Raw genomic sequence first — 13,763 nt, forward strand, 5'->3', positions numbered from 1 at the left:
GGATGAACGAGTCTTTTATATGGATTCATCCAGTTCAAAGGTGGATGAACGAGTCTTTTATATGGATTCATCCAGTTCAAAGGTGGATGAACGAGTCTTTTATATGGATTCATCCAGTTCAAAGGTGGATGAACGAGATTCTAACTCTCCTTCATCCCCAATCCTCAATCCCTAATCCCCATTCACTGAGACAACCGCCAAATCTTAATCGTGTTATCTTCACTACCGCTAACAAGGGTTTTGCCATCAGGAGTGAAGGTAACAGATGTGACGGTGTTGGTGTGCCCCGCCAATGTGAGAATTTCTTCTCCTGTTGCTGTATTCCACAGTTTGATAGTGCGATCGCGGCTACCACTAGCAATAATTTTACCATCGGTACTAAAGGCTACGGATGTGACAGTGTTGCCATGTCCCGCTAGGGTGCGAAGTTCTCTTCCGGTAGCTAAATTCCAAAGTTTGATGGTGCGATCGCGGCTAGCAGTGGCTAAAGTTTTACCATTTGGGCTAATAGCCACAGTTGTCACTGTTTGAGAATTTCCTTCTAGTGTGCGGATTGGGTATCCTTTTGCTAGATTCCAGATTTTGATCGTCTTGTCAAAACTGCCACTGGCTAGAATCACACCATTAGGACTAATAGCCACCGATCGCACCCAGAATGTATGCCCTGCTAGTGTCCGAATTTGCTCTCCTGTTGCCAAATCCCAGATTTTTATTGTGTTGTCATCACTGCCAGTCACTAGAGTCTCACTATCAGCACTGATGGCTAGGGCATGAACTGAGTCAGAATGCCCTATAAGAGTGCGAATTTGTTTGCGTGTTGCCAAATTCCAGATTTTAATGGTGTTGTCATCACTGGCACTAACTAGAAGTTTGCCATCTGGACTAATTACCACGACATTCACCTGCTGAAAATGCCCGTTGAGTGAAGCGATCAGTTTTCCGGTTGCGAGATTCCAAAGTTTGATTGTGCGATCGCCACTGCTGGCTATGGTTTTACCATCGGGGCTGATGGCGACAGATAAAACTGAGTTTTCGTGTCCTTGGAGGGTGTTATCTAAGGAAACCTTACCCAAGCTAATCTGACTCAAAATCGCGTCATTTTTACCAGGACTATTGTGTTGAATCAACCTGGAAACCAAACTGGTTTGAATCCGGCGAAAATTTTTATACCAAGATTCGCTGAATCCAAATAACAGAATGAAAGCACTTAACAAGATTAAAATTCTCAGTAAGGGATAACTTTTTGGTAAAACTGGTGCTTTAGTTGGTGGTAATTTCCCAGATGACTTACCCGCAGGTGGCAGGGCGAGGAGTTGTTTGGGAGTCAAGTCTCTCAGGACTTCTTCGGCTGACTGGTAACGTTCCTGGATATCTTTTTTTAAAAGCTTGTCAATGACAAAATCCAACTCAGGATTTATCGGACTCCGCAAATATTCCCGCCAATTACTTACCCAGGCGTATCCAGATTCCATCCACAACTGAAACGGGGAATTTCCCGTTAGCAGATGAAAGCAGGTAGCCCCCACACCGAACAAGTCGCTGGCGGGGAAAGCTTTCCCATCTCTAATTTGTTCTAGGGGAGAATAACCATGTGAACCAATGGATGTGCCAGATTTCTGCTGAACTTTGGCGGTAAATTGCTTTGAGGAGCCAAAATCAATCAGGCATAATCGCCCATCATTTTTATTGCGGATAATATTTTCTGGCTTGATGTCTCGGTGAATAACTTTGCGATCGTGGATAAATTTTAAGATGGGCAGTAAATCTAGCAAAATAGATTGAATGTCTCTAGCGTTATAAGTCTTGCGCTGTTGCAACTCCTTTAACAAATTATCTCCATTGATAAACTGCTGCACCAAATATAGGCAGCCGTCTTGCTCAAAGTAAGCTATCAAAGTCGGAATTTGGGGATGTTCCCCAAGGTCTTGTAGTCGCTGCGCTTCTTCGGCAAACAACTCCATCGCCTTTTTTTGCGACCAAGTTCCTTGGAATTTTGGAGCTAATTGCTTGATAACACAGCGTTCATTGAGTTTATCTACGTCTTCTGATAGATAGGTTCTGCCAAATCCCCCCTCATCTGAAAGGACTCGGATGACACGAAAGCGATTTCTTAAAAGTGACACCAGCGGGGTGCTACAACTTTGGCAAAACTTCTTTCCATTGGGATTCAGGGGATTTGAGCAATCGGGATTTAAGCAGCAGATCATGATCTGACAGGCGCGACTGCATGACAACTTAGGCTAAGTTTGCCCCGAACTTTCCCTTAAAATAATTGACTCTCGCTTACTTGTGGTAGATAAACCCTGTTCTGGGGATTGGGGAATTACTTATATAGTTAGCTTTTGTAAATAGTAGTCAGTCTTCCTCATCTGTGGAAAACTACGAGAGCCATAAGATTAATTATGCTATCGATTATATAATAATCTGAATAAAAATATTTTTTGGAACTTTTAAACCTAGTAATTTTGCTTGTATCTTGGCAAGCGAGAACTGACTAAGTATTGAAGATAAACCCCGATCAATTAATCATTACTGACTATCAAATATAGTTAAAATGCTTACTAAATTTGTTTTGGGTATTTTAAATTGCCCATAATTAATTATTCATTTGATACTTCAGGTAAAAAGGCTGCAACTTACAGCAGATTTCAAGTTGTTGAGGTACACAAGCTAAGTCTGTTACCCAGTTATAAAGCGTGTTTTACTCCTGTTAGCGCAGCGGGGCGTAGCCCATTCTGAATTCTGAATTCTGAATTCTGAATTCTGCTATATGTTATCTTGTTTCCTTGAATCTTGCTCTCCATTTCCGAATGGCACTAGCAGTTCTGGCTACAGGTGGCATATATACATCATAATTTTCGTGTTGTGTAATTTCATGTTGTGTAATTTTATTTTGTGTAATTTCGTGTTGTGTAATACTTTTATTATTTAATTTTTGGGTAGTTAGACAGTTAGCCAAAGTAGGCAAATAACTTTCACTACTTAAAGCTTTTATAACTTCATCGGCAGTCTTAAACCGATCCTCTAAAGTGATTTTCAGCATTTTTCCTAAAATCTGGGCAAAACTGTTGCTGATATTTACCTGTTTTTGCCAAGATATTTCACCAGTTTTTGGATCGTAGTCCAATTCTAAAGGACTTTTAGCAGTCAACATATAAATACAAGTTACACCCAGTGCATAAATATCACTGGCATAAACTGGACGTAGAGAGAACTGTTCTGGTGGTGCAAATCCTCTAGTCCCAATAAAGTTGGTATTTGCAGCTTGATTGATTGAGTTTTCACAAGCATCAACTAATTTCTCTTTCACCGCACCAAAATCAATCAGCACTATGCGCCCATCATATTCACACCGCAATAAATTCTGAGGCTTAATATCCCGATGAATCACATGATGTTTATGAAGATAGTGTAAGACAGGTAATAATTCCTGTAAGAACTGCTTAACTGAGGCTTCACTTTTAGGCCCATTTTGCCGCACTTCTCGCGCCAAAGTCAAACCCGGCACATATTCTTGAATTAAAAAGAACTCCCCATTTGCCTGAAAGTAGTCTAATAGCATGGGAATTTGCGAATGACTACCGAGTTGCCCCAAAGTTCTTGCTTCTTTTTCAAAGCGCATACACGCCCTTTGCCAACTTTGGGGACTAGTCACTTTTGGACAAAGCTGTTTAATGACACAAAGTGGATTCCCAGGTAATACGGCATTTTTGGCTAAAAATGTTACACCAAAACCACCTCTACCTAAAATTTGCAGTATTTCATAGCGATCGCGAAATAGCCGTTTGGAACCACACATCTGACTCAACTGAGTTTGTTGTGAAATGCTCTCTTGATAATTCGTTGTTTTTTGAGAAAAACGATTCATTAGTATAAAGTATCTGCTTTTAAATGTCTCTAATTCTATGACAATTCTTTATTGGCAACAGTAAGATTACTGAATCTTTGCCAAATCCTCATTACTCTTCAAAAAGTAGCAATAAATTTTTATAGAACTAGCCCTTTTACGGATGTGTCACAAGCTAATTTGTAGTTTGGTAGAGGTGAAAGTCTGTTGGTGGGTATTTATAACAATTTTGTATGAAGATGCACATAATAAAACCCCTCTAGTTTAGCAAAAGGGGGACGGCGTAGCCGGGGGTAAAATATGTAGTTTCACACTTAGTACATTTATAAAAATGCAAGTCCTTGCATTCTTTCGTTCGCGGAGCGTCCCGCAGGGATGGGATGTTTTTTTGACTATACAGCAGACTTCAAGTTAGTGAGGTACACAACGATTCGTCTGTTAGCTAGGTATAAAGCGTATTTTACTCTTGAATTCTGAATTCTGCTGTAAATACCTAAGCTGGTGGAGTTTGTGAAGAGAAAATATCTGTGAAATTATCTTCAACCAGCAAATCTGGTGTTTGTATAATAAATGGGAGTTCGGCTCCCACAAGACCTCTTTGGATGCGTTCTAAAGTCTCACTAAAAACGATAAACAGAGGATATATTGCATTAGCTCCTTCACTCAAAATATGACTGTGACGGAGAGGCATCAACCACTCATAATCGTTGTCCAGACAAACTTGGGTTTGTCGCCAACGTCCTAATAAATCAGAAAAATCTTCGTGAGCGCGATGAATAAAGACTAAAATTTCTGCTCCAGTTTTGATTTTCCACTCTGGATCGCACATCAAAATTGCCACATCACAGGGTAAGCAAATCGTTTGTGGGGCTGTTGTAGCAGTATTCCGAAGCCGGACAATTGGCAAAGGTATAGTGATCACACTTTCATCAGGACGGCGCAGACTGGGAATCATCTCCAAGTATGGCCGATATTGCTTTAATAAGGCGATCGCAGCTAGATGATTGCTGTACTCTGCCAAACTTGCTTCGTACTGAGATTTTTGCACAGTCATAGTTTATTAAATAGTGAGTAGTTAGCAGTTAAGAATAAAATTAATCAGTTAGAAGTTAAAAGTTATAAATAAAATGTTTCTATTCCTAACTCCTAACTTCTAACTCTTAACTATTAATCCTTTATCCCAGCTTTTCAAATACCGCAAACATCGGCAGATACATCGCTAGCAAAATGGTTCCCACCATTCCCCCTAGAACTACAATCATCACCGGTTCTAAAATACTAGTCATTGCTTTTACTGCTTGCTCAACTTCATCTTCATAGAAATCAGCAACTTTCATCAACATTGCATCTAATTCTCCAGTTTCTTCTCCGATACTAATCATCTGAATTGCCATAGCCGGAAAAACGCCATCACTTTGTTGTAAAGCAATGCTAATCATACCTCCTTGTTGAATTTCCATGCGGGCTGCATCTATGGCATTGGCAATTATTTGGTTTCCTGATGTATCTCGGACAATTTCTAAGCAAGTTAAAATTGGTACACCTGAACGAGTTAAAGAACCAAAAGTCCGGCTAAAGCGGGCAACTGAAGATTTTTGAATTAAGTCACCAAACAATGGCATCTTGAGGGAAAGACGATCAATTGTCATGCGACCAACAGGAGTTTTACCGTATTGTGTAAAGGCAATTTTCAGTCCTATAAGAGCAGCAAGCAGGACGAAAGCACCCGGACTTCTCAAAAACTTACTAGCATCCATCAAGAATTGCGTTAGAGGTGGTAATGAGATTCCAATTTGTGTAAAAATAGTGGCAAAAATCGGAATCAGAAAAATAGTCATGCCAAGAAAGATCGCAACTGCGATAAAACCCACAACCGTTGGATAAGACATTGCTGATTTAATTTGGTTTTGTAGACGAGCAACATCTTCTAACAACTTAGCTAAACGATTCAATACTTCGTCTAGAACACCACCAACTTCGCCAGCTTGAATCATACTCACATATAATCCATCAAAACAGTCAGGATGCTTCCGCATTGCCTCTGAAAGATTCATTCCACTTTGAACATCGGTGCTAATGTCCACAAGGGCTTGTTTCAATTTAGTATTACTACACTGTTCAGAAAGCACCCCCAGACTTCTAACGATCGCAACTCCCGCATTCATCAAAACGGCAAATTGACGCGAAAAAACGGCTTTGTCTTTCACAGAAACCTTAACTAAGGAATTCTGGAAATTTTTGAAGGCAACATCTGGCTGAAATCCCTGAGATTGCTTGAGTTCTTGGATTACAAAACCTTGATCTCTGAGATTAGTCCGAGCTTGTACCAAGGATTCGGCAACAATTTTTTCGGTTCGAGATTTTCCTTGCGAATCCCGAACACGGGCAACGAAGTTTGGCATAAAATAAATTCAAAATAGTTGTTATTAATTGGGCATGGGGCATGGGGCATTGGGCATTGGGAGGTGTGGGGGGTGTGGGAGGAGAGGGAAGCAAAATTCATCATCTCCCCACACTCCCCACACTCCCCACACTCCCTCATCTCTCCACACTCCCTTCTCATCCCCAGTTTCTTTAATGCGCTTTGGCAGCCGCACCAGGTTTCGCACCTGCTCCCTGTGGTGGCACAGAAGTACCGATGAGACGTTGGATTTCATCTGGCTTAGAAGTCTTAGACATGGCCGCTTCAAAGGAAATGGTTCCATTTTTGTAAAAATCGGCTAAAACCTTCTCTAGAGTTTGCATCCCCAATTTGCCACCAGTTTGAATAGCTGAGTAAATTTGAGATGTTTTGCCTTCTCGAATCAAGTTAGAAATAGCGGGAGTGACAATCAGAATTTCTTGAGCCATTACCCGACCATATTCACCAGGTTTAGGGCTTTTCTTGGACACTAAGGTTTGGCTAAATACCGCCACTAACGAGTTAGACAGTTGCACCCGCACCTGGGTTTGTCTTTCATGGGGAAAAACGTCAATAATCCGGTCAACCGTTTGTGCAGCAGAACTGGTGTGTAGCGTACCAAATACCAAGTGTCCTGTTTCTGCTGCGGAAATCGCCAAGGAAATCGTTTCTAAATCGCGCATTTCCCCTACCAGAACAATATCTGGATCTTCCCGCAAAGCTGCTTTCAAAGCATTAGCAAAGCTCTTAGTATCTTCACCTAGTTGCCGTTGGTGAACCAAACTTTTAATTGGTTCGTAGACAAATTCAATTGGGTCTTCCACCGTCAAAATATGCTCTGCTTTGGTGCGGTTAATCAAGTCAATCATTGCCGCTAGGGTCGTTGTCTTCCCGGAACCTGTAGGGCCTGTCACCAGAATTAGCCCTCTGGGCTTATCTGTCATTTCCCGCACGATATCTGGCAGACCTAACTTTTCAAAGTTAGGAATCTTAGAACTTAATGCCCGTAAACAAGCAGCATAAGAACCACGTTCTTTATAAACATTGACCCGAAAGCGAGCCAAACCCTTAACACCATAAGAACAATCCAACTCCCAGTTCTGCTCTAAGGTTTTACGCTGGGTGTTGTTGAGCATACTAAAAATCAGCCTTTGACATTGATCGGCTGTCAATACATGCTCACCTATGGGCGTAAGTTTGCCACTGATGCGGAAGTAGGGAGGCAAACCTGCGGATAAATGCATATCCGAGCCACCCAATTCAATCAACTGCTCCATCAAGTCTTCAATCATCATTTCCATAGTTCTGCTTCCTTTTAATGTTTTTTATTTGTCATTTGTCATTTGTCTGTTGTCATTTGTTTAAAGTTATTAAGCATTCACCAATGACTAATGACTAATGACCAATGACTAATGACTATTAGTCTTAAAACCGAGCTGTCATACAGTAAGGACAATCCAGCCATTCTTGTTTCAATGTGGCATCGCAACTCCGACAGGTAAGACCAGTCTTGCGTTTGGCTTTTAACTCTGCTTCCAAACCAGTATCAGTAAACGTCACTCGTTCTACTTCTTCTAAAGTGGTGGAACCTTGGCGCACTAAGTCTAAACTGTAAGACAGCAAGGTTTTCATCCCCTCTTCTATTGCCACTTCCTTGATGCGTTCGGTGGGTGCATCTTCGTTAATGAGAGTTTGCAGGTTTTCGGTGACTCGCATAACTTCATAAACACCACAACGCCCTTTGTAGCCGTTGCCATTACATTTTGGGCAAAGGTGATTTTTGGCTTTGGCATCTGCGATCGCATCTAATGTCAAGGTGTTAGCTTTGTAGAAGGTGACTCCGACATCAGAGGAAGCTGATAGACCATAACGAGCCAGTTCCTCAGTTGTGGGAGTGTAGGGAATGCGACATTCAGAACAGACACGTCGCACCAAACGTTGAGCTAGAACGCCAATTAGGGAACTAGAAATCATGAAAGGCTCAATCCCCATTTCTCCCAAACGAGCGATCGCACCTGGAGCATCATTGGTATGTAAGGTAGTTAACACTAAGTGACCGGTCAAGGCAGCTTCAATTGCTGTTTTTGCCGTTTCCTTATCCCGCGTTTCACCCACTAGTAGCACATCTGGATCTTGTCGCAAGAAAGCCCGCAACGCAGTAGCAAAATCTAGCCCTTTTTCCCGAATCACCTGTACTTGAGTAATCCCTGGAAGACTGTACTCGATTGGGTCTTCTACAGTACTGATATTAATTCCGGGATCGTTCTTTTCTGACAGTGCAGAATACAGCGAGGTTGTTTTCCCAGAACCAGTTGGCCCAGTTACCAAAATTAGCCCAAAAGGGCGGCTAACCATATCCTGGACAATATGTAAAGTCTCTGGATCGGTAATTAACTTATCTAATCCCAGTTGGGTTGAGGAGTTATCCAAAATCCGCAGTACCACCTTTTCCCCGTAGCGACTGGGTAAGGTATTCACCCGGAAGTCCACCTTACGTCCCTCAAACATCCGGCGGATACGTCCATCTTGGGGCATACGGCGTTCAGCAATGTCTAGATTGGAGATGATTTTAAATCGGGCTGTCACCGCCGGGATGATTTTTTTCGGTAGGGGATCGAAAGCTTCCTTCAGTACGCCATCTTTGCGGAAGCGAATGCGTAAGTTTTCTTCTTGCGGTTCGATATGAATATCAGAAACGCCCTCATGCAAGGCTTTAGCCAGGATTCTATTGACTAGGTTGATGACTGGGGCATCCTCTGCACCCTTCATCGCTGCCCCTAGATCGGCCTCCATTTCTTCAGGAGCATCCGAAAGATCGAGATTTCCGAGGTTTTCTAAATCCTGATTAATATCTGTAAACTTTTCTTGTTCCAGATGCTTCTGCTTAACAGCCATTTCATCCAAATATTGGTTGATTAGCTGCTGGTAATCTTCCTGGGTAATCACCATGCGCTGCAAGGCCAAACCTTGGGGGCGCAATATGCGGTTCAGGTCATCGGAAGCTTCTAGATTATCTGGAGCAACCATCGCCACTAAAACTGAGGGCGGGGTTTGGTCTTCGTGTTTCGACAGTGGTACTAAACGATGGCGACGGCAGATATCCACTGGGATGAGGGTTTCAATCAGGTTCCCCATCATCGTGTTGCCAACGGAATTGACTTCTGGATCGAGGAATTCAACTCCGTATAGTATTTTCAGTTCAAATAGCTGCTGTTTTTTGTATTGCCTGAGCAACTCAGGCGATAGTTGTTGTCCAGTAAGTGACTCTAATACTTCCGTTAAGGGTCTGCCAGATTTGCGGCTTTCAATTAATGCCTGCCTCATCTGTTCGGTATTGACATAGCCAGATTGTACTAGCTTGTTGCCGAAGGGCGAAAACTCTGTTCTGGTAGTTAGAGCGGTACTGCGCCGTTGTGGTGACGAGTTCATAAATGAGCGAATGAGTAGGGGGAACCTCTGCTTAAAGTATTCCCAGCCTGGGAGATAGAATTCTCATTTTCCAAAAAAGCGAGTAGAATTCGCTGCTACACAAACTCTCGTCCGCACAACTCTTGGAGACGCTGCGCGTAGCTTGCTTCCACGTTCGCGCAGCGAAGTGGTACGACAAGCTCAGTGACCACCTGCGCGGACTAAAGAAAAATTGAGTGTTTTAAGCCTCGTGTAGAGGCGGTTTCTAACTGCCCTTTTACTAAACCCCTACAGCGCGGATCTATTTACCAATTTCCCCAGTCCCTAATACCCAGTCCCCATTCCTACTCGTTCGGGTTCCCGCCTTAGTAGCGTCTGGGCTAACGTGTTCACCATTTGTCACAATAAGAGGACGGTTATATAACTTCCAGGAACTTGTCGGCAATAAAATCAGCCTCAGTTGCAAGTCGTGGATGACGACGGTTGCAAGCTGTAGAGATACACTGCCATAAATAGGATCTGGAATGAATAGACAATGATCGATGAAAATAAACAGATAAACAATACAAGCCAGCAATTGGGTGAACCAACAGAGGTAAAGCAAGCAATGAAGAGTGACTTCCCAGCCCAAACTAATTTCAATGAATCTGGCAGCGAGGTGACAGAGCAAGTGGCAGCCCAAACAAATATATCAGGCGATACTGCTGTCAATCCAGAAAATAGCGTCGCTGCAACTGAGAAAACTGAAGTAGAAAGGGCAGCTTTGGCAGAACTGAATCAACAAATCGAGTCCGTTAAAACGCAACTAGAAGAGCGTAGTACTCAATATATGCGGATTGCCGCTGATTTTGAGAATTACCGAAAACGCACTAGCAAAGAAAAAGAAGACCTAGAGTTGCAGGTGAAGCGGAATACGATTTTGGAATTGCTGCCAGTAGTCGATAATTTTGAGCGGGCGCGATCGCACCTCAAACCACAGTCTGATGGTGAAATGACCATGCACAAAAGTTACCAAGGCGTTTACAAACAATTAGTAGATAGCCTGAAACGCTTGGGTGTATCGCCAATGCGTCCCGAAGGTCAAGAATTCGATCCTAACCTGCACGAAGCAGTAATGCGGGAACCTACGGATGAACATCCTGAAGGAACAGTGTTAGAAGAGTTAGTGCGCGGATATTACTTGGGCGATCGCGTGCTACGCCATGCAATGGTCAAAGTAGCTGCTCCCAAGGAAGATACACCTTTTGCACCAGAAGATCAGTCGAGTTCAGCCAGCAGTTAGCTGTAGTCGCTCGCCTCGCTGACCTCAAGTGCCTGGGTTATAGCAAAGACGAGCATCGCGTACCTAAAACTTGGACAAGGCTTTGGATAACTCTCTGTGTTTCAACTTCTATCTTGCTATCAGCAACAGGGGTTCCACAGACGTTATCCGCTAGCCTTTGTTCTTAGCAAACAAGTTAGTCCGCGACATATTACAGCAGAAATTTCAGTAAAAATACTGGCAAATATGGGAAAAGTTATTGGGATCGACTTAGGCACTACTAACAGTTGCGTCGCAGTTTTGGAGGGTGGTCAACCACTTGTGATCTCCAATTCTGAAGGTGGACGAACAACTCCAAGTATTGTGGGATTTGGGAAGAGTGGCGATCGCTTGGTTGGTCAATTGGCAAAACGCCAAGCCGTAACCAATGCTGAAAACACGATTTACAGTATTAAACGATTCATCGGGCGGCGTTGGGAAGACACTGAAATAGAGCGCGATCGCGTCCCCTACAACTGTGTCAAAGGTCGAGACGAAACCGTTGATGTCCAAATTCGCTCAAAAAACTATACGCCACAAGAATTATCTGCGATGATCCTGCAAAAGCTGAAGCAGGACGCGGAAAACTTTTTGGGTGAAGAGGTTACTCAAGCAGTGATCACCGTACCAGCATATTTCACAGATGCCCAAAGACAAGCAACTAAAGATGCTGGCACAATTGCAGGTTTAGAAGTCCTGCGAATCATTAATGAACCAACAGCTGCGGCTTTAGCTTTCGGATTAGAAAAGCAAGACCAAGAGCAGCTAATTTTAGTATTTGACTTAGGAGGCGGTACCTTCGACGTATCGATCCTGCAACTTGGGGATGGCGTTTTTGAAGTGAAGGCGACTTGTGGTAACAACCACTTGGGTGGAGACGACTTTGATAATGCGATCGTCCTTTGGATGATGGAACGTTTCCAAGAACAAGAGAAAATCGACCTTTCCAAAGACAAGATGGCGCTGCAACGCCTGCGGGAAGCTGCGGAAAAGGCAAAAATTGAACTCTCCAATATGATGAATACCTCTGTCAACTTGCCCTTTATCACAGCGGATGACACCGGGCCAAAGCATCTGGAGATGGAACTCAGCCGCTCTAAATTTGAAGAACTGGCCGCGAAATTAATTGAAGCGACCATCGAACCACTGATGCAATCGCTCAAAGATGCGGATCTCAAACCAGAAGCCATAGATCGGATTATTTTGGTAGGTGGTTCTACCCGTATTCCGGCAGTCCAAAACGCCCTAATTAAGTTTTTCAACGGCAAAGCTCCCGATCGCTCCATCAACCCTGACGAAGCCGTAGCATTAGGAGCAGCTATCCAAGCAGGTGTGTTGGGTGGCGAAGTCGATAATCTTTTACTATTGGATGTCACCCCTCTGTCCTTGGGAATTGAAACTTTGGGTGAAGTGTTCACCAAAATCATTGAACGCAACACCACAATTCCTACGAGTCGGTCACAAGTTTTTTCCACCGCCGTTGATGGGCAAACCTCAGTGGAAATTCACATCCTCCAAGGTGAACGGGCAATGTCACGGGATAACAAGAGTCTCGGCAAGTTTTTGCTAGCAGGAATTCCCCCATCGCCCCGTGGTGTACCGCAAATTGAAGTATCCTTTGAAATCGATGTCAACGGCATCCTGAAGGTTTCTGCCCAAGATAAAGGTACTGGTAGAGAACAGAGTATCAGGATTACCAATACAGGTGGCTTGAGTACCAACGAAGTAGAACGGATGCGCCAAGAAGCCGAACTGTTTTCCGAAGAAGATAAAAGACGTAAAGAACTGGTTGAACTCAAAAACCAAGCAGATAATTTGTTATTCAGTTATGAATCCACCATCAAGGATAATAGCAACTTTATCGGCGACCAGATGAAAACCTTGGCCAGTGAAAAAGTTGAACAACTCCAAGCTGCAATGATTGACTCCAGCATTTCCACAGTGGAATTTAAGCAGCGCTTAGACGACTTCCAACAAACCTTATTTGCAATTGGTGCTGATGTTTACAATCGAGCTAACAGCCAAACTGATGAGATTGAGGGGGGTTCATCTGGTCACTTTACCCCAGAAGTAGACTCACCAATGAATGGCACACTAATACCACAATTCAACTTTGATTTTGACGAAGAAAGTACAGCTCAGGCTGATTATGAGGCGATAGATTAGGGGTTGGGCATCCCTTCGGCTTCGCTCAGGGCAAGTGGGTATTGGGCACAAGAGGCAGAGGGGCAGAGGGGCAGAGGGGCAGAGGGGCAGAGGGGAAAAACTTACTGCAACTTCTCCTCTGCTCCCCTGCTCCCCTGCTCCCCTGCTCCCCTGCTCCCCTGCTCCCCTGCTCCCCTGCTCCCCTGCTCCCCTGCTCCCCTGCTCCCCTGCTCCTCCAGTCCCCTGCTCCCCCAGTCCCCTGCTCCCCAATCCCCTAAGTTGCAAATTTTTATTAAGACATTTTTATATATCTAAATATTTAGCGAAGTTTCACAAGACCCCAGCGGTTTGCTAGATTGTAGAAGCAAATTACTTTGGGCTAGGCAATGTGCAAGTTCAGAGCCACTTCCATTGCATAAGGGTGGTTTTCCACACCTAATGGTGCGGCTAGCCCCTCTGGTTGATGGGCGAGGTTTTCCTCTCCTACGTAGCACAATTGTAAAAGAGACAGCCGACTCGGCAGTGAGAAGTCTGAGCAGAGGCTTCCCCTGTTCCTAACTTCTATAGCTTTTGTCGTCTCCCACGAGGAAAGCATCTGTTGCTCAAGATTTGTCGGTGATTTTTGTAAAAGGTAAAGGGTAAAATCAGTTATTAACAAAAAT

General features: G+C 43.6%; 8 protein-coding genes and 1 pseudogene. 2 read left to right on the forward strand and 7 right to left on the reverse strand.

The window, feature by feature from the left end:
* Positions 1 to 182: 182 nt before the first annotated feature.
* The 6 genes and pseudogenes from V7K61_RS19185 to V7K61_RS19210 all read right to left on the reverse strand — a co-directional run bounded on the left by V7K61_RS19185 (position 183) and on the right by V7K61_RS19210 (position 9,677).
* Positions 183 to 2,207: a serine/threonine-protein kinase gene (locus V7K61_RS19185; RefSeq protein ID WP_335055616.1), complete on the reverse strand. Its 2,025-nt coding sequence runs from the start codon at positions 2,205 to 2,207 to the stop codon at positions 183 to 185.
* A gap of 566 nt (positions 2,208 to 2,773) precedes the next feature.
* Positions 2,774 to 3,868, reverse strand: coding sequence for a serine/threonine-protein kinase (locus V7K61_RS19190; protein WP_335055618.1), 1,095 nt, complete (start codon positions 3,866 to 3,868; stop codon positions 2,774 to 2,776).
* Between the two features lie 472 nt (positions 3,869 to 4,340).
* Positions 4,341 to 4,901, reverse strand: a complete 561-nt coding sequence (locus tag V7K61_RS19195) for a hypothetical protein (RefSeq protein ID WP_335055620.1) — start codon at positions 4,899 to 4,901, stop codon at positions 4,341 to 4,343.
* Positions 4,902 to 5,022: 121 nt separating this feature from the next.
* A complete protein-coding gene (locus V7K61_RS19200) occupies positions 5,023 to 6,249 on the reverse strand; it encodes a type II secretion system F family protein (RefSeq protein ID WP_335055622.1) in 1,227 nt (408 codons plus the stop codon).
* A gap of 172 nt (positions 6,250 to 6,421) precedes the next feature.
* Positions 6,422 to 7,552 (reverse strand): annotated as a pseudogene (locus V7K61_RS19205) (type IV pilus twitching motility protein PilT); the annotation flags it as partial.
* Between the two features lie 121 nt (positions 7,553 to 7,673).
* Entirely contained in the window at positions 7,674 to 9,677 is a 2,004-nt protein-coding gene (locus V7K61_RS19210) for a GspE/PulE family protein (protein WP_335055626.1), read from the reverse strand.
* A 514-nt stretch (positions 9,678 to 10,191) separates the two neighbouring features.
* Between V7K61_RS19210 and grpE the strand changes: the two genes are divergently transcribed.
* Together grpE and dnaK are read left to right on the forward strand one after the other, a co-directional pair.
* Entirely contained in the window at positions 10,192 to 10,938 is a 747-nt protein-coding gene (grpE, locus tag V7K61_RS19215) for a nucleotide exchange factor GrpE (protein ID WP_335055628.1), read from the forward strand.
* A gap of 225 nt (positions 10,939 to 11,163) precedes the next feature.
* On the forward strand, positions 11,164 to 13,122 hold the full coding sequence (gene dnaK, locus V7K61_RS19220) for a molecular chaperone DnaK (protein ID WP_335055923.1): 1,959 nt from the start codon (positions 11,164 to 11,166) through the stop codon (positions 13,120 to 13,122).
* 358 nt (positions 13,123 to 13,480) lie between these two features.
* Here dnaK and V7K61_RS19225 read toward each other — a convergent pair whose 3' ends face one another.
* Positions 13,481 to 13,759 carry a hypothetical protein gene (locus tag V7K61_RS19225; RefSeq protein ID WP_335055630.1) on the reverse strand — a complete coding sequence of 93 codons (279 nt, stop codon included), beginning with the start codon at positions 13,757 to 13,759 and terminating at the stop codon, positions 13,481 to 13,483.
* Positions 13,760 to 13,763: the final 4 nt, after the last annotated feature.

Source organism: Nostoc sp., assembly GCF_036918015.1.
Lineage (GTDB): Bacteria > Cyanobacteriota > Cyanobacteriia > Cyanobacteriales > Nostocaceae > Nostoc.